Raw genomic sequence first — 23,112 nt, 5'->3', positions numbered from 1 at the left:
CGCACAGCCTAGAGGTACGCCCGAGGTGTGGAAGACGGCTGTCACTGGATGGGACGAGCCGGACCGGCCACCCCGGTTGGGCATCCCGAAGCGGCAGAGGTGACCATAGACGGGTGCCGCCCCACCCGTTGGACCTCGAACTGCCCAAGCACGTCGACGAAGCGCTGGCCGCTTACCTGGCCGACCGCCGGGCCCTGGGTGAGCGCATGGAGGAGAACTTCACCAGCGCCGTCGACGCGCTGGCCGACTTCGTCCTCGGCGGCGGCAAGCGGATCCGGCCCACGTTCGCGTGGTGGGGCTGGCGCGCGGCGGGCGGCGACCCGGACGGCGAGCTGGCCGAGGCCGTGCTCACCGCGGTCAGCTCGCTGGAGCTGATCCAGGCGTGCGCGCTCGTGCACGACGACCTGATGGACTCCTCCGAGACCCGCCGCGGCATGCCGACCGTGCACGTCCGGTTCGCCCGCAGGCACCTCGACCAGGGCTGGCTCGGCGAGCCGGAGCGGTTCGGGCTGGCCGCGGCCGTGCTGATCGGGGACGTGGCGCTGGCCTGGGCCGACGACATGCTGTTCGCCGCCGGCCTGCCCACCGACGCCCTGCAGCGGCTGAGCCTGCCGTGGCGGGACATGCGCACCGAGATGCTGGCCGGCCAGTACCTCGACGTGCTCACGCAGGCGCGCGGCGACGCCTCGCCGGACGCCGCGCTGCGCATCGACCGGCTCAAGACCGCCGCGTACACCGTCGAACGGCCGCTGCACATGGGTGCGGCGATCGGCGGAGCGTCACCGGAGCTGGTGGACGGCCTGCGGACGTTCGGCACGGACATCGGGGTGGCGTTCCAGCTGCGCGACGACCTGCTCGGCGTGTTCGGCGACCCGGCGGTGACCGGCAAGCCCGCCGGGGACGACCTGCGCGAGGGCAAGCGGACGCTGCTGGTCGCGTTGGGCATGGAGTTCGGCGCGGACGTGCTGCACGAGGCTTTGGGCAAGCCCGACCTGGACGTGGCGACCGTGGACCACGTGCGCGCCCGGCTGCGCGAGGTCGGCGCGGTGGACGCGGTCGAGGAGCGGATCGCCGAGCTGACCGAGTCCGCGCTGCGGGCCCTCGACCGGTCGCCGATCGCCGAACCGGCCGGTGAGCGGCTCGCGGAGCTGGCGATCAGCGCCACGAAGAGGACCTCCTGACCATGCGCACGGTCACCGGCCGCACGGACCACGTCGTCGTGGTCGGTGCCGGCCTGGCGGGGTTGTCCGCCGCGCTGCACCTGCTCGGCGCGGGACGCCGGGTCACCGTGGTCGAGCGCGACGCCGTGCCCGGCGGCCGGGCCGGTCGACTGGACCTGGGCGGCTACCGGTTCGACACCGGGCCGACCGTGCTGACCATGCCGGAACTGGTGGACGAGGCGCTCAACGCGGTCGGGGAGTCGCTGCGCGACCGGCTGGACCTGCGGCCCCTGCACCCCGCCTACCGGGCCCGCTTCGCCGACGGCAGCACGCTGGACGTGCACTCCGACGCCGAGGCGATGGAGGCCGAGGTGCGCCGGTTCGCCGGTCCGCGCGAGGCCGCCGGGTACCGGGCGCTGCGCCGCTGGCTGACCGAGCTGTACCGGGTGGAGCGCGAGCAGTTCATCGGCGCGAACTTCGACTCGCCGTTGTCCCTGCTCACGCCCCAGTTGGCGAAGCTGGCCGGACTGCGCGGGTTCGCCAGGCTCGGGCCGTCGGTGGCGCGGTTCCTGCACGACGAGCGGTTGCAGCGGGTGTTCTCGTTCCAGGCGCTGTACGCGGGCGTGCCGCCGCGCAAGGCCCTCGCCGCGTACGCCGTCATCGCGTACATGGACACGATCGCGGGCGTCCACCACCCCGAGGGCGGGATGCGGGCGCTGCCGGACGCGCTGGCGGCGGCGGCCCGGGACGCGGGCGCCGACCTGCGCTTCCAGACGCCGGTGGCGTGGCTGGAGCGCATCGGCGGCCGGGTCACCGCGGTGCGCACCTCGCACGGTGAGCGCATCCCGTGCGACGCGGTGGTGCTCACCCCGGACCTGCCGATGTCGTACCGCCTGCTGGGCCACCGCCCGCGCCGCCCGCTGCCGATCACGTGGTCGCCGTCGGCCGTCGTGCTGCACGCGGGCGTGGACCGGACGTGGCCGGAGCTGGCGCACCACACGTTGTTCTTCGGCCGGGAGTGGGAGCGGACGTTCGACGAGCTGACCCGCCGCGGCACGTTGATGAGCGATCCGTCGCTGCTGGTCACCGCGCCACCCGGGCAGGGCATGTTCGTGCTGGCGCCCGCGCCGAACCTGCGGACCGGGCCGGTCGACTGGGACCGCGTCGGCCCGGCCTACCGCGACGAGCTGGTGGGCGTGCTGGAGCGGCGCGGGCTCACCGGGTTCGGTGCCGCGATCGAGGTCGAGCGGCTGGTCACGCCGAAGGACTGGGCCGCGATGGGCCTGGCCGCGGGCACGCCGTTCTCGGCCGCGCACACGTTCGCCCAGACCGGGCCGTTCCGACCGCGCAACCTCGTGCTGGACAACGCGGTGCTGGCCGGCTGCGGCACCACGCCGGGCGTGGGCGTGCCGCCGGTGCTGATCTCGGGCAGGCTGGCCGCGCAGCGGATCACGGGACCCGCCGCCACGCGGTCGCGACGGCCGGCGCAGCCGCGGCGGGCACACACCCGGCACTGACCGACCACGCGGCCGGTGGTCACTCGTCCGTGTGGCCCATCCGGGGGGCGCGGGCGGGTGCGGGCGCTGTGCGACGATGTCGCCGCGATGGCCGCGACCCCGTCCTTCCCCCGATCGAGCGCCGTACCCGCCGGGCCGGTGCGGTCGTCGGCTACCCGCACCAGACCACCGCGACCGCACGGCGGGCACGCGTGACCGACCTGGCCGCGGCCTACGCCCGGTGCCGCGAGCTGAACGCCCGGTACGGCCGCACGTTCTTCCTCGCCACCCGCCTGCTCACGCCCGCGCAGCGGCCCGCCGTGCACGCCCTGTACGGCTTCGCGCGGTGGGCCGACGAGATCGTGGACAGCGGCGCCTCCACCGACCCGGCCGGTGACCTGAAGCAGTTGGAAGCCGAGCTGGCCGACGAGCTGGCGGGGCGGCGCACGGGTCACCCGGTGCTCGCCGCCCTGGTGGACACCGCGCACCGCTACTCGATCGACCCGGAGCTGTTCGGCGAGTTCCTGGCGTCGATGCGGATGGACCTGACCGTCACGTCGTACCCGGACTTCGCCGCGCTGGAGCGGTACGTGCACGGTTCGGCGGCCGTGATCGGGCTGCAGCTGCTGCCGGTGTTCGGCACGGTCGTGCCGCGCGCGGAGGCCGAGCCGTCCGCCGCCGCGCTGGGTCGGGCGTTCCAGCTGACGAACTTCCTGCGCGACGTCGGCGAGGACCTCGACCGGGGCCGGGTGTACCTGCCCCAGGACGTGCTGGCGGCCTACGGCGTCGACCGGGAGCTGCTGGTGTGGTGCCGGCGGACGGGGCAGGTCGACCAGCGGGTGCGGCGGGTGCTCAAGCACCTGGTCGCGCACACGTCGGCCGTGTACCGGGAGGCCGAGGTGGGAGTGCCGATGCTGCGGCCCGTGTCACGGCCGTGCGTGCGGACCGCGCTCACCCTGTACCGGGAGATCCTGGACGGGATCGCGGCGGCCGACTACCAGGTGCTGGACCGGCGGGTCGTGGTGCCGAACTCGCGGCGGCTGGCGGTGGCCGTCCCGGGGTTCGCGCGGGCCCTGATGGCGCGCGTCACGGGGCGTTAGGGCCGCTGGAACAGGGCCGTCCACAGGAACGGCTCCCCGAAGAGCGGCGAGTCGTCCGGCTCGTCGTTCATCCGGCGCAGCTCGACCTCGACCAGGTCGGTGAAGACCCAGCGCAGCGACTCGGGCGTGTAGCCGATGCCGCCCTCCAGACCCGCCTGCCGGTAGAAGTCGGCATCGGGCCGGGCGGAACCCTCGTCGGTCGCGAAGCACGTCAGCGCGAAGTGACCGCCGGGTGCGAGCACGCGGTCGAGCAGGGCGAGGTAGCTGATCCGGCGGTGCGGCGGCAGGTGGTGGAAGCAGCCGGAGTCGTAGACCAGGTCGTACTCGCCGTCCTGGTCGAAGACGTCGCCGCAGCGGAACCGGACGGCGACGTCCGCCTCGCGGGCACGGTCCTCGGCCCAGGTGACAGCCGCGGGCGAGAGGTCCACCGCGTCCACGGTGAAGCCCGCCGAGGCGAGGTGGACGGCGTTGCGGCCGGGCCCGCAGCCGACGTCGAGCGCCCGACCGGGCGTGACCAGGCCGCGGTCGAGGGTAGGAGACGAGGTTCTCGTCCGGTTCGGCGGCGAAGAACGGCACGGGTCGGGAGCGGTCGGCGTAGAACCGGTCCCACCACGACGAGCCCGCGCCGGCGGTCCACCGGTCCGCTGCGGGCGCGAACAAGCCGTCCAACAGCTCCAACACGTCCTCGACCGTCCGGATGTGGCGGTCCACCGGGCTCCCCTCCAGCCGGAAGACGACGTCCGGACGACTCCGCGGCAGAGGGAGCCGCCCGGACGTGGTTCGGTCGTCTCGGGTGGTGCGGTGCTCGTCAGAAGCCCAGGGCCTGTGCCCGCCGCTTCACCTCACGGCCGCGGTCGCCGCGCAACGCCTCGATGGGCGTGCCGGGCAGGGTCTCGTCCTCGGTGAACAGCCACCGGAGGATCTCTTCGGTCGAGAAGCCGGAGTCGCGCAGCACCGTGATGGTGCCGGGCAGCCCCTTCACCACGCCTCCGGCGGCGAGGAACTGGGCGGGGACGACGAGGACGCCGTTCCGGCGCTCCGCGAGCAGTTGACCGTCGCGCAGCAACTGGTGGACTCGGTTGATCGGCAGGCCAAGACGCTCGGCGACCTCGGGGAGGGGCAGGACCTCCAGGTCGGGAGCCAGCACATCCGCAGCGGCAGGAATCGCACTCACGTGCGTCACGATGCCACAACGACGTGAACGACGCCCTGCGCCAACCGGGTGGTCGCGGTACACCCGCGGGTCGGCTTGCGGACACCCCCTGTTTCCACCGACTTTGACACGGATCCCACAAGCACGCGTGGGATGCTCCAGCGCACAGCATCGGTCGGCATCACCCCACCGTACGATCCACGGCTGTGGAAAGGTCGGCGACGAACGTGATCGGCGGGCTGCTCGAACAACGCTACCGGGTGGGCGCCCTGGTCGCGCGGGGCGGCATGTTCACCGTGTACCGCGGTGTGGACACGCGCCTGGAGCGCACCGTGGCCATCAAGGTCATGGACCCCCGCTTCTCCGCCGACCCGCAGTTCGTGGCGCGGTTCGAGCGGGAGGCGCGGGCCGCCGCGAAGCTGCACCACCCCGGTGTGGTGCAGGTCCACGACCAGGGCGTGGACGAGGACCGGGTGTACCTGGTCATGGAACTGGTCGAGGGCGGCACGCTGCGCGACCTGCTCAACGCGCGCGGCAAGCTGGACGTGCCACTGGCGCTGACCGTCATCGAGAAGGTGCTCTCGCCGCTGGCCGCCGCGCACCGCGCCGACCTCGTGCACCGGGACGTGAAGCCGGAGAACGTGCTCATCGGGCCGGGCGGCACGGTGAAGGTCGCCGATTTCGGGCTGGTCCGGGCCGTCTCCACGGCCGGTGTGACCAGCGACACCATGATCCTGGGCACGGTGGCCTATCTCTCGCCCGAGCAGGTCACCACGGGCACCACGGACGCGCGCAGCGACGTGTACTCGGCGGGCGTGCTGCTGTACGAGATGCTGACCGGCACGCCGCCGTACGTGGGCGACAACGCCATCTCGGTGGCCTACCGGCACGTGAACGACGACGTGCCGCCGGTGCCGGACGTGCCCGCCGAGGTGGCGGAGCTGGTGCGCCGGGCAACCCGCAAGGAGCCGTTCCTGCGGCCCGCGGACGCCGAGTCGTTCCTGTCCGAGGTGGAGACGGCGCGGGCCAAGCTCGGCATCGCCGCCGTGGACGTGCCGCTGCCCACCGCCACCGCGACCGCGGCAGAGGCGACCGGGCACGTGCCGGCGCCGATCGGCACGGCCGAGCAGACGGTGCGCGTCGAGCCGGTGCGGGTGGGTGCGGGCGCGCCGTTCGCCGAGCCCACCGTGCCGGTGCACCGCCCGAACCCGCTCGTGCCGCCCACGTCGGGCCCGCAGGGCACCAGGGCGATCCCCCGGGCCGCCCTGCTCGCGCCGCCCGAGCCGCAGCCCGCCGCGCCCGCGCCCCCCGCGGCCCGTCCGCGTCCCAAGAGACCGCCGAAGAAGAAGACGCCCGAGCAGGTCCTCGAGGAGATGCGGGCGCGCAGCAAGCGGCAGTTCATCACGTGGCTCAGCGTCGTCGTGGTGGCCGCGATCCTCATCGGTGTCACGACTTGGTGGCTGACGGTCGGCCGGGTCACCACCGTGCCGAACCTGGTCGGCCAGGACGAGGCCGCGGCGACCGCGATGCTGGACGAGGCGTCGCTGACCAAGACCGTGCGCCGGGAGAACAGCGACACCGTGCCCAGCGGGCAGGTGATCAGCACCGACCCGCCCGCCGGAACCGAGGCCGAGCAGGGTGACCTGGTGCGGCTCGTGGTGTCCGCGGGCAGGCCGGTGGTGCCGCAGGTCAACGCGGGGGCCGAGGTGGCGCTCGCCGAGCAGGAGATCATGTCCGTCGGGTTGAAGCCGCAGGTCAATTCCGCCGAGGACGAGTTCAGCGACCGCGTGCCCAAGGGCAAGGTGGTGACGCTGAAGCCCGCGCCGGGCACGCCGGTGCCGATCGGCTCGACGGTGACGATCGTGCTGAGCAAGGGTTCCGAGCCCAAGCCGGTGCCCAGCGTGATCGGCAAGACGAGGGACGAGGCGTTCACCGAGCTCCGCGAGGCCGGGTTCGAGCCGGTCGACGGGCCGCAGGAGTCCTCGGACCGGGTCGAGGGTGGCAAGGTGGTGCGCACCGACCCGCCGGCGGGCACGAACCTGCCCCCGAACAACCGGCGGGTGACCGTCTTCGTGGCGCCGGAAGGCGTGACCGTGCCGCAGGTCGAGGGCAAGTCGGTCAAGGAAGCGAAGAAGATCCTGGAGGACGCGGGCCTGAAGGTCGACGTCCAGTTCAACGACCGCGACCGGGCCCGCGTGGTGAACCAGTCCATCCGCGCCGGTGAGCGCGTCCCGAAGGACACGAGGATCACGATCATCGCTGTGTAGGATTGCGCCGCCTCCGGCGTCGCGGGCGAGGTCGCCCGGAAGTCGGTCGTTCGCGCCCTGATTTCCCGACGATCGTAAGCGTGATCGCCGGAAATGAGGACGCGAACGACCGACGCGACCTCGCGGGGTGGTCGAGGCGGGTGCTGGACGACAAGTGGCCCCCGACCGCGCGGGTCGGGGGCCACCGGTGGCGTTCAGGTGTCGCTAGCTCCGCAGCATTTCGGCGACGAGGAAGGCCAGTTCCAGCGACTGCTGGGTGTTCAGCCGCGGGTCGCAGGCGGTCTCGTAGCGGCCCGCCAGGTCGAGGTCCGAGATCTCCTGGGCGCCGCCCAGGCACTCGGTGACGTCCTCGCCGGTCAGCTCGATGTGGATGCCGCCCGGGTGCGTGCCCAGGCGCCGGTGCACCTCGAAGAAGCCCTGCACCTCGTCGACGATCCGGTCGAAGTGCCGCGTCTTGTAGCCGGTGGACGACTCGTGCGTGTTGCCGTGCATCGGGTCGCACTGCCAGATGACCTGGTGGCCGGAGGCGGTGACCTTCTCGATGATCGGCGGCAGCACGTCGCGCACCTTGCCGTTGCCCATGCGGCTGATCAGCGTCAACCGGCCGGGCTGGTTGTGCGGGTCGAGCCGCTCGACGTACTCGACCGCCATCTCCGGCGTGGTCGACGGGCCGATCTTCAACCCGATCGGGTTGGACAGCAGTTCGGCGAACGCGATGTGCGCGCCGTCCAGCTGCCTGGTCCGCTCCCCGATCCACAGGAAGTGCGACGACAGGTCGTACAGCCTCGGCTGGTCACCGCTGGTGTCCAGGCGCAGCAGCGCCCGCTCGTAGTCGAGCAGCAGCGCCTCGTGCGAGGCGAAGATCTCGGTGGTGTGCAGCGACACGTCGTTCACACCGCACGCCGACATGAACCGCAGGCCGCGGTCGATCTCGCCGGCCAGCGCCTCGTACCGCTCGCCGGCGGGCGACTGGCGGACGAAGTCCTTGTTCCAGTCGTGCAGCCGGTGCAGGTCGGCCATGCCCGCGGTGGTCATGGCGCGCAGCAGGTTCATCGCCGCGCCCGCGTTGGCGTAGGCGCGGATCATCCGGGACGGGTCCGGCACGCGCGCCTCGGGCGTGGCGACCAGCGAGTTCACGATGTCGCCGCGGTAGGACGGCAGGCCGAGCGCGTCGATGCCCGACGAGCGCGGCTTGGCGTACTGGCCGGCGATGCGGCCGATCTTCACCACCGGCAGGCTCGCGCCGTAGGTGAGCACGACGGCCATCTGCAGCAGGGTCCGGATGTTCGCGCGGATGTGCGGCTCGGTGTTGTCCGCGAACGTCTCCGCGCAGTCACCGCCCTGCAGCAGAAACGCCTCGCCGCGGGCGACCTCGGCCAGGTTGTCGCGCAGCCGGTCGATCTCGGCGGGCACGGTGATCGGCGGCACGCTCTCCAGCACGGCGCGCACGCGGCGCACCTGCTCGGCATCCGGCCACTCCGGCTGCTGGGCGGCGGGCCGGGCGAGCGCGTCGTCGAGCCGGTCGCGCATCTCGGGCGGTAGGGGCGGAAGCTCGGGAAGCGTGTCCACGGGCACGTCCACGGTCCAGTTCACACGTTAAAGATAGCTGTCCACACTCAGAGACGGACGCGGGTCCGGCCTGTGCATGATGTGGACCATGCCGGACACCCGATTGGATGACGACACGGCGGCGAGGCTGCTGTCGACCGCGGTGCACAACGTTCAGCGGGACTACCCGGCGCACTGGTCGCACGTCGTCACCGGTGACGCCGACCTGGTGCCGCTGCGCGCGCTGCACCCGATCTTCGCCGGGTCGTTCGACTGGCACTCGTGCGTGCACCAGACCTGGTTGGCGGCCCGGCTGCTGCGGGTCCGGCCCGAGGTCGAGGGCGCGGAGCAGGCCCGTCGGGTGCTGGACTCGTTGATCACGGAGGACCACGCGCGGACCGAGGCGGCGTTCTTCGACGGGCCGAGCGGCGGGTTCTGGGAGCGTCCCTACGGGTGGGCGTGGCTGCTGGTGCTCGACGCCGAACTGCGCACGTGGGACTCGCCGTGGGCGGCGGCGCTGCGGCCGTTGAGCGCGGTGCTGCGTGACCGGTATCTCGTCAAGGTGGCGGGCGCGCGGCTGCCGGTCCGGACCGGCACGCACGGCAACACCGCGTTCGCGACCGGGCTGGTGCTCGACGCGGCACGGGCGGTGGGTGACGAGGAGCTGGCGGCGGCGTGCGCGGAGGCGGCGTTGCGGTGGCACCGGGAGGACGTCGGCTACGGCGGGTTCGAGCCGGACGCGGCGGACTTCCTCTCCCCCGCGCTGACCGAGGCGGACCTCGTGCGGCGCGTGCTGCCGACCGACGAGTTCACCGCGTGGTTCGAGGCGTTCCTGCCGCACCTGGAGGACTCGCGGTGGAAGGTGCTGCGCGAGCCGGTGCCCGTGGACGACCCCGGTGACGCCTACGGCTCGCACCTGATCGGCCTGGCCCTGTCGCGTGCCTGGCAGTGGCGTGCGATCGCCGCCGCCCTGCCCGCCGGCCACCGCTACACCGACCTGGCCCGCACCGCCGCCGACGCCCACCGCGAGACCGGCCTGCGGTACGTGTTCGGGCACGGCTACTACGCCGAGCACTGGCTGGGCACGTTCGCCGCCTACCTGCACCTCGGGGCGTTCACGGACCGCTGAGGCCGGCGACGGCCAGGCACCGCCGCTGTTCCAGCGGTCGGCCCAGCGCGGCGAACCGGTCGGCGGCTTCCAGGAACAACGCCGCCGCCTGCGCGTGGTGGCCTTCCGCGCGCCGGACCTCGGCGCGCACCTCCCACAGCGCGGCCGTCCACGGTCCGCCCTGCCACAGCCCGCTGATCCGCTCGGCCTCGGCCAGGTGCGATCGGGCGCGGCTCGGGCTGCCCGCGGTCGCGCACGCCGTCGCCGCCGCGATCCGGAAGCCGATGGAGCACGGGTCGCACACGTGCGGCACCTCGGCGAGCCACCGTTCCGCGTCACGGATCGCGCCCAGCTCGCCGCCGAGGCTGTCGGCGGCCGGCACGCGCACCCCGTGCACGCGGATGACCAGGTGCGACGGGATGCCGGACGCGTGGGCGAGCGGCAGGGCCCGGTCGAGGTCGGCACGGGCGGCGGCACGGTCGCCGCGACGGACGTTCGCCTCGGCCCGCCGTTCGAGCGCGAGGGACCGCGCCGAGACGCAGCCGGCGCGTTCGGCCTCGGCCAGGGACGCGCCGAACGTGGCGACCGCGGCGTCGAGGTGACCGGACAGCAGCGCGAACTCGCCCAGCAGCAGGTGGGCCAACGCGCGGCCCGCCGCCGAGCCCGCCCGGGAGGCGATCGCGAGCAGGTCGCGGCCGAACGACTCCGCGCCCTCGTGCCCCTCCGGCCCGTAGAGGTAGAACTCCTGGAAGCACAGGTGCGCGTCGAACACCTCGGGACGGGTGGGGTGCCGCACCGAGTCGGCGAACTTCTCCCGGAACAGCCGGTGCCACGTGCCGCGGGCGTGGGCGACCAGGGCGAGGAGCGTGGAGGCCTCGCCCAACTCGTGGCCGAGGTCGGCGTCCAGCGCCAGCACCCGGGCCTGCCTGGCCAGGTCCTCGGCTTCGGCCAGGTGGCGCCGTCCGAACGCGACCAGGCCGTTGGCCAGCGCGACGGCCGCCCGCTGCGCCGGTGACGGTGGCCGCGCCGAGGTCAGCGCCGACTCGTAGAGCGCGACGGTCTCCGCGTCCGGTCCGACCCCGATCCGTTCCCGCAGCGCGCGGCGGAGGCGTTCGAACTGGCGCAGCGCCTCGCGGCGGTGACCGGTGGCCAGGTGCCGCCGCATCACGGCCCGGTGCGCGTCCTCGTCGGTCTCGTCCAGCTCCAGCAGGCGCTCCCAGTCACCGGCGGCGCGGAGGAGTGCGACGTACCTGGCCTCGACCTTCTCGTGCGGTTCGGCGGCCCAGCACTCGTAGCGGTCGTCCGCGAGCAGGCCGCCGCGGTAGTCGGCGGCGGCGTGCGCGCAGCGGGCCGGGTCGCCCGAGGCCAGGGCGGCGTCCGCGGCGCGTTCGAACCGGTCCAGGTCGACGTCGAGGTCACCGGCGGGCCAGAGCGTGAGGAGCCGTCCTTCGCAGCGGACGGCGTCGGCACGACCGAGCGCGCGCCGGGCGTAGTACAGGGCTTTGCGCAGGTTCGCGCCCGCCGCGTCCACGGGGAGGTCGGGCCACAGGCGGTCCATCACCTGCTCGCGGTGCAGGCGGTGGTCGGGCGCGATGGCGAGCAGCTTCACCACGTCGGCCGCGCGGCGGTTGCGCCACACGTCACCGGGGACGGGTCTGCCGTCGACCGAGACGGTGAACCTGCCCAGCACGCGCACCTGGCAGGTGGCCGGCATGGCGGCACCCTACGTCCGCTCCGGCGGTACCGCCCGTGGGAACGGTTTGGGAACGCCCCGCCGCCTAGCGTGGCCCGATCTCACCCGTTAGGAGGACGCCATGTTGTTCATGGACGTGCACAACCACCTGCCGGAAGGCGCCGGTCCCAAGGACGTGGCCGACGCCCATGCCGCCGACCTCCGCACCCAGGACCAGTACGGCGTCCGGTACCTCAACTACTGGGTCGACGAGCAGGACGGGAAGGTCTTCTGCCTGGTCGACGCGCCGGACGCGGAGAGCGCGCACCGGGTGCACCGCGAGGCGCACGGCCTCGTGGCCGACGAGATCCACCCCGTGGTGCAAGGCTGAGACGAAAGTTGACCGAGATGTCCGTACTGGCGTCGAAGAGCTTCACGGAACCGGAAGAGGTGCGGGAGTTCCCGCACGGTCACGTCGACCTGGTCACCGTCGGTGACACCACGGTCGGCAGAGCGGAGTTCGAACCGGGCTGGCGGTGGTCCAAGGACGTCAAGCCGATCGCCGGCACCGACTCCTGCCAGTCCGCCCACACCGGCTACATCCTCTCCGGCCGGATGCACGTCGTCATGGACGACGGCGCGGAGGGCGAGGCGGGCCCCGGTGAGGCGATCATGGTGGAGCCGGGCCACGACGCCTGGATCGTCGGCGACGAGCCGTGCGTGATGGTCGACTTCACGGGCCTGCGCGACTACGCCAGGAAGTAGTCCGCCCAACGACGAACAGCGCCCCCGGACCTGGGAGTCCGAGGGCGCTCGTCCTTGCCTGGCTCGGCTCAGCCGAAGAAGACCTCGGCCTCCTGGTAGCGCTCCAGCGGAACGGTCTTCAGCTCTGCGGTCGCCTCGGCCAGCTTCACCCGGACGATGTCCGTGCCGCGCAGCGCGACCATGACGCCGAAGTCGCCCTCGGCGACCGCGTCCACCGCGTGCAGGCCGAACCGGGTGGCGAGCACGCGGTCGTAGGCGGTCGGGATGCCGCCGCGCTGCACGTGGCCCAGCACGACCGCGCGGGACTCCTTGCCGGTCCGCTCCGCGATCTCCTCGGCCAGCCAGGTGCCGACGCCGCCCAGCCGGACGTGGCCGAACGCGTCCTTCTCACCGGAGTGCAGCACCTCGGCGCCGCCCTCGGGGATCGCGCCCTCGGCGACCACGATGATCGGGGCGAACTGGCGCTCGAAGCGCCGCTCCACCCACTCGACCACCTTGTCGACGCTGAACTTGCGCTCCGGCACCAGGATCACGTTCGCGCCGCCGGCCAGGCCGGAGTGCAGCGCGATCCAGCCCGCGTGGCGGCCCATGACCTCGACCACCAGCGCCCGGTGGTGCGACTCGGCCGTCGTGCGCAGCCGGTCGATCGCCTCGGTGGCGATGTGCACGGCGGTGTCGAAGCCGAACGTGTAGTCGGTCGCGCCCAGGTCGTTGTCGATGGTCTTCGGCACGCCCACGACGCCGATGCCGTCGTCGGTGAGCCGCTTGGCGACACCGAGGGTGTCCTCGCCGCCGATGGCGATCAGGGCGTCGACCTTGTTCGCCGCGAGGGTCTCGCGGATGCGGTCGACACCGCCCTCGACCTTGTACGGGTTGGTGCGCGACGAGCCGAGGATGGTACCGCCCCTGGTGAGGATGTCCTCGACGTCACCGAGCCCGATCGGCTTGGTCAGGTTCTCGATCGGACCCTGCCACCCGTTCCGGAAACCCACGATCTCCCAGCCGTGGGTCTCGATGCCCTTGCGGACCACACCGCGGATGACCGCGTTGAGGCCGGGGCAGTCGCCACCGCCGGTGAGCACACCAATGCGCATTTGCTTAGCCAATCTCTTCTCGTGGCGTTGGTCACCCAAGCCTGACACGTGCTGGATCGGTGCAGCAAGCGAGGGTCCACCTACCGGACCGCGAAGCCCTTCCGCAGCCGCTCGCTCTCGATCACCTTCCACCGCGCGAGGTTGTGCCGCGCGTCGGCCAACGCGTCGTGCGCGTCCGCGGGCGCCTGCGGCAGGCGGGGCTTGCCCACGTCCTCCCAGCGCTGGCGCAGGTCGCGGGTGAACCGGGGCAGGCTGCGCGGCAACGCCGGCATCGGGCCCCAGAGCTGGGCCAGCGCGACGTGGTCGTAGGCGGCGAACCAGGCCCACAGCTCGATGTCGTCCCGGTTGGCCTTGGCACCGCCGAGGAAGTCGAGGAGGTCCTCGCGGATGCGCTCCCGGCTGCGCCACGCCCGGTCGGCGGGCGGCGGCAGCTGGTTGAGCACGTTCGCGCGCACCCACGGACCGGCCTTGGCCGGGTCGAACTCGGTGGACACGGCGTAGAACTCGCGGCCTTCCTCGTCGACCACCCCGATGGAGACCAGGTCGATGGTGACCCCGTCCTCGATGAACTCACAGTCGTAGAAGAACCGCACCCCACCAGCCTAGGGGTGCCGATCAGCCCGCCTTCGTCTCGGGCAGCCGATCGACGGCTTTCGCCTGCTTCTCCTCGCCCTGCCCGTCCGGCTTGGGGCCCTCCTTGGCCTTGGCCGCGTACACGTCGACGTACTCTTGGCCGGACAGCTCCATCAGGGCGTACATGATCTCGTCGGTGATGGACCGCAGCACGAACCGGTCGCCGGACAGGCCCTCGTAGCGGGAGAAGTCCAGCGGCTTGCCGATCTTGATCCGGATCGGGTACGGCCGCCACATCCGCGAGCCGATCGGGTTGGCCTTGTCCGTGCCGAACATCGCGACCGGGATGACCGGCGCGCCGGACTCCAGCGCGATCCACGCCACGCCGACCTTGCCCTTGTAGAGGCGGCCGTCGGGCGAGCGCGTGCCCTCGGGGTAGATGCCGAGCAGCTTGCCCTCGCGCACGATCCGCACGCCGGTGTCGAGCGCGCCCTGGGCGGCCGACGCGCTGGACCGGTCGATCGGCACCTGGCCGACGCCGTAGAAGAACCAGCGCTGGAACCGGCCCTTGAGCCCCTTGCCGGTGAAGTACTCGATCTTGGCCGGGAAGGTGACCCGGCGGGACAGCTTCAACGGGAGGAAGAACGAGTCGGAGACCGCGAGGTGGTTGCTCGCCAGGATGGCACCGCCCTCCTTGGGGATGTTCTCCGCGCCCTCGATGATCCGGGGTCGGAAGAACAGCTTCAGGAGCGGCCCGAGAAAGATGTGTTTCATCAACCAGTAGAGCACCGCTGGGAGCGCCTCCTCGACGTGCTTGATCCCCGACGCCAGCCTACGGAGCCGGCGGCGAAACACACAACGAACACCCGGGCCGAGGCGGTACGGTCCCAAGGTCCACCGGCTGCCGTAATCCGCAACACAACGGGCCCGTGGGACGATGGAACCTGGCAGAGGATTGGCCTTCACGACCCGGAGGGCTGGAGCACGCCGATGAATTCCCGACGCGACTCGACCGACGGCCCGGAGGACGTGGACGCGACCTTCGCCGAGATCGTGGCGGGCCTGGAACGCGAAGGCGTGGGCAAACAGGTCCTCCCCGACGAGCTCGAACCCGACGAGGGCGACGAGGCCGAACCGGCGCGTGCCGGGCGGCCCGAGGGCCAGCCCGCCGTGGCCACGGTCGACGACGACCCCGACTCGTACCCGGATTCGGCCGACTCGGACGACCCGAACGACCACTACGTGCCGCCGGAACCGCCGCCGCTGCCCGCGTTGCGGCCGGGCACGATCGCCGCGCTGGTGGTGATCGCCCTGGGCGTGGTCCTCCTGCTTTTCCCGGGCCTGTTCGGCCTGACCGGCGCGATCGGCACCCCGCTGGCCCTGATCGTGATGTGCTCGGGCGCCGGCTGGCTGATCCTGCGCATGCGCAACACCCCACCACCCGACTCGGGCTGGGACGACGGCGCCGTCCTCTGACCCCGCGTGTCCTACGTTCAGAACGCGCGTGTCCTACGTTCGCGCACCCCGAGTTGAACGCTCAGAACAGTCGATCTTGTTCTGAACGTTCAACTCGGGTGTTCCGAACGTAGGACACGCGTGACGCGAACGTAGGACACGCGGGAGGGGTTAGGAGCCGGCGGTCAGGCGGATGGTGTAGCCCTCGGGGTCGCGGGTCATGGTCACGTCGCGGCACGTGCGGTGGGTCAGCCACAGGCCCACGCCGGCGGTGGTGGTGCGGTCGGTCGGGACCAGGCCGGCCAGCGGTGAGGACGGGCCGTCGCCCTGGTCCGTCACGGCCACCAGCACGTGCGTCACCCCGGCCCACGCCCGCAGCCGCACGGGCGGTCGGCCGTGCGCCTGCGCGTTGGTCACGGCCTCGCTCGCCGCGTACACGATGTCGTCCACCTCGTCGCGGCTCAACCGGACACCGGCGCACGCCGTGGTCACCGCCCGCCTGGCCTCCGCGGGCGTCGGGTCGGTCAGCTCCACCAGCGGCCGACCCGCCTCGAACGCCGTCGGCACGGCGGACGGCAACGTCCACGTCGACCGGTACCGCGGGTTCGGCAGGTGCGACCCGTCCGTCCCGGCCACGTGCGGGTGGGTGCGCATCACGTCCGCCAGCACCCGCGCCGGCGTGGTCCGCAGGTCGTACGGGCACAGGCCCCACAGCGGGTACTCGGCGAAGACCTCGTTCAGCGCCGCCTCGTACCGCGACCACCAGTCCCACGCCGCACCGACGCCGGGGTGCGGCACGTCGCCGACCACCCGGATCTGCGCCACGCCCGCGTACTCGGCGAACAGCTTCCGGTACCCCAGGATCGCCTCGGTCGGCCGGTCGTACTGGTCGCCGCCGGGCACGAACACCACGCCGCACGGGTCCGCCACCGCGTCCCGGATCAGCCGCTCGTTCCCCGGGCGGCACGCCACCACCACCGGCTCACCCGCCGCCACGCCCTCCTCCACGAACGGCACGACGACCGACCGGTAGTCGTCGTCGCTGCCGTAGAACGCGGTCTCGTGGAAGTACCCGGCGTGCCCGTGCGCCGCACCGGTCCTCATCGACGCACCACGAGGTCGGGACAGGACTCGCGGACGTGGAGGTCTCGCGGTCCCCTGATGGTGGCGGTCCGCATTCCGCGATGCTACGCGTGCCCGGCAGGGTCGCGTCGGTCGTTCGCGTCCTCATTCGTCGGCGATCACGCTTTTCGATCGTCGACGAATCAGGGCGCGAACGACCGACTTCCCGGCGACCTCGCCCGCCGTCTGCGGAGCAGCGGCCATGCAACTAGGTCAACGGTGCCGGCCGTTGCGCGCGGTGCTCGCCGCCACGTCGCGCGCCAGCGTCGCCACCCCGACGATCCCGGCGTCGTCACCGAGCTGCGCGGTCCGGATGCGGGCCAGCGGCCGGTGCCCGGCACCGGTCACCACGGCCGCGTACCGCTCGCGGGCGTCGTCCAGGAACAGCGTCGCCGACTCCGACACGCCACCGCCGATCACCACGACCTCGGGGTCGTACACGTCGGCGACCAGCGCCAACCCCTCCCCCAGCCACCGGGCGAGGTCCGCCATGGCGCGCTGCGCCAACGGGTCGCCGTCCCGCGCCGCGCCCGCCACCCGACGCCCGGTGACGGCCCGCGAGTCGCCCAACGCCTCCCGCGCCAGCACGGTCGACTGGCCGGGGTAGCGGGCCAGCAGCTCGACCGCCGTCGTGCTCAACGCCGTGCCGCTGCAGTACCGCTCCCAGCAGCCGCTCTTCCCGCACGGGCAGGGCCGCCCGTCCGGCACCAGCCGCAGGTGCCCCAGCTCGGGCGCCACGCCGTGCGCGCCGCGGAACACCTGCCCGTCGAGCAGCAGCGCACCGCCGATCCCGGTGCCGATCGCGACCAGCGCGGCGATCTTCGCCCCGCGCGCCGCGCCGAACCGGTGCTCGGCCAGCGCGGCGGCGTTCGCGTCGTGCTCCAGCACCACGGGCATGCCGACGCGCCGCGAGATCCGGTCCGCCACGGGCGCCTGCCGCCACGCGAGGTGCGGCGCGAACCGCACGGTGCGCAGGTCGGAGGCCACGAACCCGGCCACGGCCAGGCCGACACCCGAGATCCGGTGCCGGGACGCGAGCTCCGCGACGGCCGTGCCGATCGCCTCCTCCAACGCCTCCTCGCCGCTGGGCGTGGCCGCGCGCGCCGTGTCGAGCACCGCGCCGTCACCGTCGACCACACCCGCGCGCACGCTCGTCCCGCCGACGTCGACGCCGACAGTCAGCACTGCGACCCCTGGTCGCGCCGCACCACCGGGATGTGCTGGACGCGCGGCTTCTCCGGCCGCACCGGCTGCTCCTGCGCAGCGTCGTCGGAGGCGGCTGGCTCGGCCAGCGCCGCCCGCAGCACGGCGATCAACCCGGCCACGTGCTCCGCCGCCTTGGCGGCCAGCTCCGACCGGTCACCGCGGGCCAGCGCCACCGCGTTGCACAACGGGCACCAGCCGCACGTCCGGGTGTCGTGCTCACCCTCGGCGGCCACCCGGTCCAGCCACGGCTGAGCCCGCTCGGCGGCGGCGTCGAGCAGCAGGCGCAGCTCTTCGGCGAGCTTCGAGTCCACGGGCCTCACCGCATCCACAGATCGGGGTCGGGTGCGAACCGCACCGCCAACCCGGTGTCGTCCAGCTCCGCGCCGGTCACCAGGCAGCGCTTGAGCAGCGATGGCAGCGCGACCAGCCGCCGCCTGCCGTCCACGGTGACGGCCAGGTCGTCGCCCACCCGCGCCAGGTCGAGCGACGAGTCGCCGACCGGCAGCGCGATGCGCAACGTGTACTCCAGCTCGCCGGTCCGCTCGACCGAGAGCAGCTGACCGCCGCCCCCCGAGGCACCCTCCAGCGGGTCGCGCCCCTGGTAGAGGCCTTCGGCGACGTCCAGCAACGCGGCCGTGCCGACGGGTTCGGCCGCCCGGTGCTCCACCGTGCGCACCGACCCGAGGTCGGCCAGTTCGGCGAGCACCGCGTCCTGCTCGGCCCGGCGGGTGCGCAGCCACGCGGCGGCCGGTCCGCGACCGGAGCCGGGGTGCGGCACAACCCGGTTGGCCACCACGCCGTCGACCCTGATGCCCTGCAGCGCGAGCGCCGTGACGGTCCGCCTGGTCTCCGCCGCGACCACCCGTTCCGGGGTCAGCACCAGCCGCACGCTGGTCGTGGGCGAGGTCAGCAGGGCGCGCAGCTGCTCCAGGTTCTCGGCCAGCCTGCCCAGCGCGTCGGCGGTGGCGTCCCACTTCTCCACCGTGCCGTTGCCCGCGACACCGGCCAGCAGCCCGCGCACCACCCGGCGGTGGGTCGGGAACAGCCGTTCCAGGTAGGAGGAGAACGCCTCGGGCAGCGCGAGCAGGCGCAGCGTCTCGGCGGTCGGCCCGCAGTCCACGACCACCACGTCCCACGGCCCGCCTCGGGCCAACCGCTGCACCTCCGACAGCGCCAGCAGCTCCTCGACGCCGGGCAGGACGGTCAGCTCCTCGGCGTCCAGCTCGTCCACGCCCGCGCCGGCGAGCACGGTCCGCAGGTGTCCGCGCAGGTCGCGCCACGCGTCGTCGACCAGCGCGAGGGGGTCGATCTGGGCCGCGTGCAGGACCCCGGAGGAACCGGCACCGTCGACCTCGCTGACGTGCCCGGACAGCGGCACGCCCAGCGCGTCGCCCAGCGAGTGGGCCGGGTCGGTGGACACGACCAGCGCCTTGCGGCCACCGGCGGCGAGCGCGGTGGCGGTGGCGGCGGCCAAGGTCGTCTTGCCGACCCCGCCCTTACCGGTGAAGAGCAGCAGTCGGGCGCTCATCCAGCGTTGTCCACCCGGTGTTCCACCCGGCGCTTGAGCTCCTTGAGCGCGGTGTCCATGATCATCTTCTCGGCCTTGCGCCGGAACAGGCCGATCATGGGCACGACCAGCTGCACCGACAACGTGTAGGTGACCTCGGTCGAGCCGCCCTTCGGGGTCAGCGCGTAGCTGCCCTCCTGCGACTTCTGCATCTGGCCCTTGACCAGGTGCCACGAGATGCGGCTCGGCGACCACTCGTCGTAGGCGAGCACGTACTCGTCCTTGATCGGACCCTGGTCGATGTTGAACTTGACCTGCGCCGCGCGGCCGTCCGCCCCGGTCTCCAGCACCTCGGCGCGCTTCACCCCGTTGGCCCACTGCGGGTAGGCGTCGAAGTCGGCGATGACCGCCGCGATCTCCTCGGGCGTCGCGTCGATGACGATGGACTGGGTGGACTCGTCGGCCATGTCGGGGAGGCTACCCGGTGGTTCGGCTCACCAACGCAGGACGTGGGGCGTGCCGGTGCGCTGGAAGTGGCCGACGTTGACGCACTCGGTCCAGCCGACCCGCACCCGGCGCGCCATGGGCTGGTGCACGTGCCCGAAGACCGACCACCGCGGCCGGTCGCGCTCGATCACCTTCAGCAACGACGTCGAGCCGAGCTCGGGACGGCGGGCCACCACGTCGTAGGTCAGCTCGGCCACGGCGGGCGGCACGTGCGTGCACAGCACGTCGACCTCGCCCAGCCCGGCCAGCGCCGCGCCGAACTCCTCCTCGGTGCGCAGGTAGGGCCGCCACGGTCCGCGCCGGTTCGGCACGAACCCCAGGTGCAGCACCGCGCCGCCCGCGAAGCCGAACCGCAGCCCGCCGATCTCCGCCACCTCGCCGTCCAGCACGTGCACGCCGTCGCGGGCGAACAGCGGCCACAGCTCGGGGCTGTCGACGTTGCCGGGAGTGGCGTAGGTGGGTGCGCTCATCGCGCCGAACAGCGCGGCGTACTGCTCCATGATCGCCTCTTGGACGACGTCCGCGGCGTTGTCCAGGCTCTCCCACAGCGACCGCATGTAGCGGACCGTCTCCGCGCCGAACCGGCCGCGCCGCAGCCGGGCGAACACCTCGACCTTCTCCGCGCCGAACACCCTGCCGAGGATGCCCTTGCCGTGGTCGTAGTAGTCGACGAAGTCGACCAGGTCGCCGAGCACGACCAGCGCGTCGGCGCCGTCACCGGCTCGGGCGAGCGCCTCCGCGTTGCCGTGGACATCCGAGACGACGTGAACCCGCACAAGAGCCAAATCTACGGCAGCGCGGGTGCCACACCAGGCGGCCGATCGTCCTCCAAGATCAGTTTGAGGCCGAGTGACACCTGTTTGGCGGCCAACTGGCGGCGGCGCACCTCGCGCCGCGCTCGCCGGTCGGACGCATCGCCGGGAAGGTCGGCACGCAGGAAGTAGTGCAGCAGGGTGCCGTCCAGGACCGGCTCCAGCCACACCTCCATCGTTCCGACCAGCGCGCCCCCGACCGTCCAGCGCAACCCCTCAGTACCCCGATCGGCGTAGACGTCGAGGGTCAGGTCGGGCCAGAACCGCGCCCACGCGGCGGGCGGCGTGAAAGCGGCGGCGACCACGGCCGGAGGCACTGCGAGGAACGTCTCGTCCACGACGTCGACACTGGGCACGAGAGGGAAGAGTGCCACGACACGGTTACGGAAACACCGGCCGGCCTGGTGTATCGCCGGAATCACAGGCTAGGTTTCCCCACCGGTAACAAACAACGTCCGGAGGTCGACGTGCGCGAGTTCAGCGTCCCCGCCACCACCACTGTGGCCGCCGAGGAGAACCTCACCGACATGGTGTGGGCGAACGCGGAGCGCTTCGGCAACGCCGTCAGCTTCCGCCGCCGCGTGGACGGTACGTGGGTGGACGTCACCGCCCGCGACTTCGCCGCGCAGGTCCTCGCGGTCGCCAAGGGGTTGGTCGCGGCGGGCTTGCAGCCAGGTGAGCGGGTGGGCCTGATGTCCAAGACCCGCTACGAGTGGACCCTGCTCGACTTCGCCATCTGGCACGCCGGCGGCGTCGTGGTCCCGATCTACGAGACCTCCTCGGCCGAGCAGGTCGAGTGGATCCTGTCCGACTCCTCGGCCAAGGCCGTGTTCGTGGAGACCGCCGAGCACCGCGCCACGGTCGACTCGGTGGTGGCGGGCCTGCCCGAGGTGCGGCACGTGTGGCAGATCGACGGCCCCTCCGGTGACGCGGCGGGCGCGATCGACGAGCTGACCGCGCTGGGCGCCTCGGTGTCCGACGACGACGCGCGCGCCCGGCGCAAGGTCGTCGGCGCGGACGACACCGCGACGATCGTCTACACCTCGGGCACCACCGGCCGCCCCAAGGGCTGCGAGCTGACCCACCGCAACCTGCTGTCGGAGGTACGTGGCGCGATCACCGCGTTCCCGCAGCTCATGCAAGCCGGCAACTCGCTGCTGGTGTTCCTGCCGCTGGCGCACATCCTGGCCCGTGCCCTGTCGGTGTGCGGCGTCTACACGCGGGTCACCATGGGTCACACGGCCGACGTGAAGAACCTGGTGGACGACCTGCAGTCGTTCCGGCCCACGTTCGTGGTGGCCGTGCCGCGCGTGTTCGAGAAGGTCTACAACGGCGCGAAGCAGAAGGCGCACGCGGCGGGCAAGGGCAAGATCTTCGACGCCGCCGAGGCCACCGCGGTCGCCTACAGCCAGGCGCTGGACGCCGGCGGGCCGGGCCTGGGCCTCAAGCTCAAGCACGCGCTGTTCGCCAAGCTCGTCTACAGCAAGCTCCAGGCGGCGCTGGGCGGTCGGTGCAGCAACGCGATCTCCGGTGGCGCACCGCTCGGTGAGCGGCTGGCGCACTTCTTCCGCGGCATCGGCGTGCCGGTGCTGGAGGGCTACGGCCTGACCGAGACCAGCGCGGCGGCGTGCGTGAACACGGCGGCGGCGTTCCGGGTCGGCACGGTGGGGCGCCCGCTGATCGGCACCGCGATCCGCATCGCCGAGGACGGCGAGATCCTGATCAAGGGCGACGTCGTGTTCCGCAGCTACTGGAACAACGAGCAGGCCACGACGGAGGCGCTGGAGGACGGCTGGTTCCACACCGGCGACATCGGCGAGCTCGACGCCGACGGCTTCCTGAAGATCACCGGCCGCAAGAAGGAGATCATCGTCACCGCCGGCGGCAAGAACGTCTCGCCCGCCGTGCTGGAGGACCGGCTCCGCGCCCACCCGCTGATCAGCCAGTGCATGGTGGTCGGCGACGCGCAGCCGTTCATCGGCGCGCTGATCACGATCGACCCGGAGTTCTTCCCGGCGTGGAAGGAGCAGAACGGCAAGCCCGCGTCGGCGACCGTGGCCGAGATGGTGGACGACGAGACGCTGCGCGCCGAGATCCAGGCCGCGGTGGACGAGGCCAACCAGGCGGTGTCCAAGGCGGAGGCGATCAAGAAGTTCCGCATCCTGCCGGTGGACTTCACCGAGGCGGGCGGCGAGATGACCCCGAGCCTGAAACTGCGCCGCTCGGTCGTCGCGAGCACCTACAAGCAGGACATCGAAGCAATCTACGCGGGCTGACCCCGCCCGCGACGCCGAAGGCGGCGCAATCCAACACAGACGAGTGGCCTGCGTCCGAAGACGCAGGCCACTCGACCCCCAGTGATCGCGTATCCGCTGACGCGGACCCGAGAAGTTCTGTTGTCCCGGTCCCCCAACCGGGACGATTCATAGAGTGCCGGAGCGCGCTGTCGTATCGCTGACGCGGCGATGACTCGTGCCGTCAGCGGCCGCCTTAGGCTGTGCCACGGCGAGGCGGAACGAGGGGACGCAAACGGATGGGCGCTGGGCCGTGGTTCGGCCTTCTCGGCC

The 23,112-nt window shown here is 72.6% G+C and carries 23 protein-coding genes; 9 read left to right on the top strand and 14 right to left on the bottom strand.

Going from position 1 to position 23,112, the window contains the following annotated elements:
* Nucleotides 1-113 precede the first annotated feature (113 nt).
* The 3 genes from A6A25_RS04915 to A6A25_RS04905 all read left to right on the top strand — a co-directional run bounded on the left by A6A25_RS04915 (nt 114) and on the right by A6A25_RS04905 (nt 3,756).
* Nucleotides 114-1,181, top strand: a complete 1,068-nt coding sequence (locus A6A25_RS04915) for a polyprenyl synthetase family protein (RefSeq protein WP_073886543.1) — start codon at nt 114-116, stop codon at nt 1,179-1,181.
* A 2-nt stretch (nt 1,182-1,183) separates the two neighbouring features.
* Nucleotides 1,184-2,677 carry a phytoene desaturase family protein gene (gene crtI / locus A6A25_RS04910; protein ID WP_073886542.1) on the top strand — a complete coding sequence of 498 codons (1,494 nt, stop codon included), beginning with the start codon at nt 1,184-1,186 and terminating at the stop codon, nt 2,675-2,677.
* A 191-nt stretch (nt 2,678-2,868) separates the two neighbouring features.
* Nucleotides 2,869-3,756, top strand: a complete 888-nt coding sequence (locus tag A6A25_RS04905) for a phytoene/squalene synthase family protein (protein ID WP_073886541.1) — start codon at nt 2,869-2,871, stop codon at nt 3,754-3,756.
* Here the strand turns inward: A6A25_RS04905 and A6A25_RS04900 are convergent.
* Nucleotides 3,753-4,274, bottom strand: coding sequence for a class I SAM-dependent methyltransferase (locus A6A25_RS04900; protein WP_241828505.1), 522 nt, complete (start codon nt 4,272-4,274; stop codon nt 3,753-3,755). The two genes, A6A25_RS04905 and A6A25_RS04900, sit on opposite strands and share 4 nt — an antisense overlap.
* A gap of 290 nt (nt 4,275-4,564) precedes the next feature.
* A complete protein-coding gene (locus A6A25_RS04895; protein WP_073886640.1) occupies nt 4,565-4,930 on the bottom strand; it encodes an Rv2175c family DNA-binding protein in 366 nt (121 codons plus the stop codon).
* Nucleotides 4,931-5,115: 185 nt separating this feature from the next.
* On the opposite strand from A6A25_RS04895, the gene A6A25_RS04890 reads away from it, so the two are divergent.
* The gene (locus A6A25_RS04890) at nt 5,116-7,176 is read left to right on the top strand and encodes a Stk1 family PASTA domain-containing Ser/Thr kinase (protein ID WP_073886540.1); all 2,061 of its coding nucleotides are present in this window, start codon (nt 5,116-5,118) and stop codon (nt 7,174-7,176) included.
* Nucleotides 7,177-7,380: 204 nt separating this feature from the next.
* Here A6A25_RS04890 and A6A25_RS04885 read toward each other — a convergent pair whose 3' ends face one another.
* Nucleotides 7,381-8,769, bottom strand: coding sequence for a class II 3-deoxy-7-phosphoheptulonate synthase (locus A6A25_RS04885; RefSeq protein WP_073886539.1), 1,389 nt, complete (start codon nt 8,767-8,769; stop codon nt 7,381-7,383).
* A gap of 64 nt (nt 8,770-8,833) precedes the next feature.
* Between A6A25_RS04885 and A6A25_RS04880 the strand changes: the two genes are divergently transcribed.
* Complete coding sequence (locus A6A25_RS04880; RefSeq protein ID WP_073886639.1) at nt 8,834-9,853, top strand: DUF2891 domain-containing protein; 1,020 nt, start codon at nt 8,834-8,836, stop codon at nt 9,851-9,853.
* Here the strand turns inward: A6A25_RS04880 and A6A25_RS04875 are convergent.
* Entirely contained in the window at nt 9,840-11,546 is a 1,707-nt protein-coding gene (locus A6A25_RS04875; RefSeq protein ID WP_073886538.1) for an AfsR/SARP family transcriptional regulator, read from the bottom strand. The two genes, A6A25_RS04880 and A6A25_RS04875, sit on opposite strands and share 14 nt — an antisense overlap.
* 100 nt (nt 11,547-11,646) lie before the next feature.
* On the opposite strand from A6A25_RS04875, the gene A6A25_RS04870 reads away from it, so the two are divergent.
* Complete coding sequence (locus tag A6A25_RS04870; RefSeq protein WP_143192959.1) at nt 11,647-11,895, top strand: DUF4242 domain-containing protein; 249 nt, start codon at nt 11,647-11,649, stop codon at nt 11,893-11,895.
* Between the two features lie 17 nt (nt 11,896-11,912).
* A complete protein-coding gene (locus A6A25_RS04865; protein WP_073886637.1) occupies nt 11,913-12,269 on the top strand; it encodes a cupin domain-containing protein in 357 nt (118 codons plus the stop codon).
* Between the two features lie 68 nt (nt 12,270-12,337).
* On the opposite strand, the gene A6A25_RS04860 is transcribed toward A6A25_RS04865, so the two are convergent.
* The 3 genes from A6A25_RS04860 to A6A25_RS04850 form a co-directional block, all read right to left on the bottom strand.
* Nucleotides 12,338-13,363, bottom strand: coding sequence for a 6-phosphofructokinase (locus A6A25_RS04860; protein WP_073886537.1), 1,026 nt, complete (start codon nt 13,361-13,363; stop codon nt 12,338-12,340).
* Between the two features lie 80 nt (nt 13,364-13,443).
* Nucleotides 13,444-13,956, bottom strand: coding sequence for a polyadenylate-specific 3'-exoribonuclease AS (locus tag A6A25_RS04855; protein WP_073886536.1), 513 nt, complete (start codon nt 13,954-13,956; stop codon nt 13,444-13,446).
* A 22-nt stretch (nt 13,957-13,978) separates the two neighbouring features.
* Nucleotides 13,979-14,725 (bottom strand): lysophospholipid acyltransferase family protein, encoded by a 747-nt coding sequence (locus A6A25_RS04850; RefSeq protein WP_073886535.1) that lies wholly within the window; start codon nt 14,723-14,725, stop codon nt 13,979-13,981.
* A gap of 201 nt (nt 14,726-14,926) precedes the next feature.
* On the opposite strand from A6A25_RS04850, the gene A6A25_RS04845 reads away from it, so the two are divergent.
* On the top strand, nt 14,927-15,412 hold the full coding sequence (locus tag A6A25_RS04845) for a hypothetical protein (protein ID WP_073886534.1): 486 nt from the start codon (nt 14,927-14,929) through the stop codon (nt 15,410-15,412).
* A 150-nt stretch (nt 15,413-15,562) separates the two neighbouring features.
* On the opposite strand, the gene A6A25_RS04840 is transcribed toward A6A25_RS04845, so the two are convergent.
* The 7 genes from A6A25_RS04840 to A6A25_RS04810 all read right to left on the bottom strand — a co-directional run bounded on the left by A6A25_RS04840 (nt 15,563) and on the right by A6A25_RS04810 (nt 20,901).
* On the bottom strand, nt 15,563-16,495 hold the full coding sequence (locus A6A25_RS04840) for a sensor histidine kinase (protein ID WP_073886533.1): 933 nt from the start codon (nt 16,493-16,495) through the stop codon (nt 15,563-15,565).
* Between the two features lie 231 nt (nt 16,496-16,726).
* Nucleotides 16,727-17,698 (bottom strand): ROK family protein, encoded by a 972-nt coding sequence (locus A6A25_RS04835; protein ID WP_073886532.1) that lies wholly within the window; start codon nt 17,696-17,698, stop codon nt 16,727-16,729.
* Nucleotides 17,692-18,030 carry a hypothetical protein gene (locus tag A6A25_RS04830; protein WP_073886531.1) on the bottom strand — a complete coding sequence of 113 codons (339 nt, stop codon included), beginning with the start codon at nt 18,028-18,030 and terminating at the stop codon, nt 17,692-17,694. The genes A6A25_RS04835 and A6A25_RS04830 overlap by 7 nt, the downstream gene beginning before the upstream one ends.
* A gap of 5 nt (nt 18,031-18,035) precedes the next feature.
* On the bottom strand, nt 18,036-19,247 hold the full coding sequence (locus A6A25_RS04825; RefSeq protein WP_073886530.1) for an ArsA family ATPase: 1,212 nt from the start codon (nt 19,245-19,247) through the stop codon (nt 18,036-18,038).
* Nucleotides 19,244-19,693, bottom strand: coding sequence for an SRPBCC family protein (locus A6A25_RS04820; RefSeq protein ID WP_073886529.1), 450 nt, complete (start codon nt 19,691-19,693; stop codon nt 19,244-19,246). Before A6A25_RS04820 ends, A6A25_RS04825 begins: the two co-directional genes overlap by 4 nt.
* A gap of 27 nt (nt 19,694-19,720) precedes the next feature.
* Nucleotides 19,721-20,509: a metallophosphoesterase family protein gene (locus A6A25_RS04815; protein ID WP_073886528.1), complete on the bottom strand. Its 789-nt coding sequence runs from the start codon at nt 20,507-20,509 to the stop codon at nt 19,721-19,723.
* 11 nt (nt 20,510-20,520) lie between these two features.
* On the bottom strand, nt 20,521-20,901 hold the full coding sequence (locus tag A6A25_RS04810; protein ID WP_143192958.1) for a polyketide cyclase / dehydrase and lipid transport: 381 nt from the start codon (nt 20,899-20,901) through the stop codon (nt 20,521-20,523).
* A 111-nt stretch (nt 20,902-21,012) separates the two neighbouring features.
* Here A6A25_RS04810 and A6A25_RS04805 point away from each other — a divergent pair, with 111 nt between their 5' ends.
* The gene (locus A6A25_RS04805) at nt 21,013-22,821 is read left to right on the top strand and encodes an AMP-dependent synthetase/ligase (protein ID WP_073886526.1); all 1,809 of its coding nucleotides are present in this window, start codon (nt 21,013-21,015) and stop codon (nt 22,819-22,821) included.
* Nucleotides 22,822-23,112: the final 291 nt, after the last annotated feature.

It is taken from the genome of Saccharothrix sp. CB00851 (assembly GCF_001905065.1).
In the GTDB taxonomy this organism is placed as follows: domain Bacteria; phylum Actinomycetota; class Actinomycetes; order Mycobacteriales; family Pseudonocardiaceae; genus Actinosynnema.
Note: the sequence above shows the minus strand (reverse complement) of the source record. Positions and strands in the feature narration are given on the sequence as shown.

Bases quoted from the DNA above. Each gene is read 5' to 3' on its own strand.
- crtI (WP_073886542.1), top strand. From the start codon at position 1,184: ATGCGCACGGTCACCGGCCGCACGGACCACGTCGTCGTGGTCGGTGCC.
- A6A25_RS04880 (WP_073886639.1), top strand. From the start codon at position 8,834: ATGCCGGACACCCGATTGGATGACGACACGGCGGCGAGGCTGCTGTCG.
- A6A25_RS04875 (WP_073886538.1), bottom strand. From the start codon at position 11,546: ATGCCGGCCACCTGCCAGGTGCGCGTGCTGGGCAGGTTCACCGTCTCG.
- A6A25_RS04870 (WP_143192959.1), top strand. From the start codon at position 11,647: ATGTTGTTCATGGACGTGCACAACCACCTGCCGGAAGGCGCCGGTCCC.
- A6A25_RS04865 (WP_073886637.1), top strand. From the start codon at position 11,913: ATGTCCGTACTGGCGTCGAAGAGCTTCACGGAACCGGAAGAGGTGCGG.
- A6A25_RS04860 (WP_073886537.1), bottom strand. From the start codon at position 13,363: ATGCGCATTGGTGTGCTCACCGGCGGTGGCGACTGCCCCGGCCTCAAC.
- A6A25_RS04845 (WP_073886534.1), top strand. From the start codon at position 14,927: ATGAATTCCCGACGCGACTCGACCGACGGCCCGGAGGACGTGGACGCG.
- A6A25_RS04840 (WP_073886533.1), bottom strand. From the start codon at position 16,495: ATGAGGACCGGTGCGGCGCACGGGCACGCCGGGTACTTCCACGAGACC.
- A6A25_RS04825 (WP_073886530.1), bottom strand. From the start codon at position 19,247: ATGAGCGCCCGACTGCTGCTCTTCACCGGTAAGGGCGGGGTCGGCAAG.
- A6A25_RS04820 (WP_073886529.1), bottom strand. From the start codon at position 19,693: ATGGCCGACGAGTCCACCCAGTCCATCGTCATCGACGCGACGCCCGAG.